Raw genomic sequence first — 344 nt, 5'->3', positions numbered from 1 at the left:
AACGAGATCAAGGAAGTGCTCTCGGGCATGGGCCTGCATCTCGGGATGGAAGTCGAAGATTGGCCGCCGGAGAACATCGAAGATCTGGCCAAGCGTTTCGAAGACCAGTTCTGATTGACGAATTGAGGGGCGTTGGCTAAACGCCCCTCCAATGCCCGGACTGCCGGGGACGATCTGGGTCACAAGACCCCAAGGTGAGCCGGTGACACGCATCGCTGGCCTGACAAAGCAAAACGCAAGATTGGAGATAGACAATGCGTCACGCACGTGGCTACCGCCGCCTCAACCGTACCCATGAGCACCGCAAGGCGCTCTTCGCCAACATGGCTGGCTCGCTGATCGAG

The 344-nt window shown here is 58.7% G+C and carries 1 pseudogene; it reads left to right on the top strand.

Annotated elements, in window-relative coordinates:
• Positions 1-114, top strand: a pseudogene (locus tag B3D39_RS07335) (DNA-directed RNA polymerase subunit alpha); the annotation flags it as partial.
• Between the last annotated feature and the right edge of the window lie 230 nt (positions 115-344).

Source organism: Thioclava sp. UBA3469, from assembly GCF_002378135.1.
GTDB classification, from domain to species: domain Bacteria; phylum Pseudomonadota; class Alphaproteobacteria; order Rhodobacterales; family Rhodobacteraceae; genus Thioclava; species Thioclava sediminum.
This window is presented reverse-complemented; position numbering and strand designations above follow the sequence as displayed.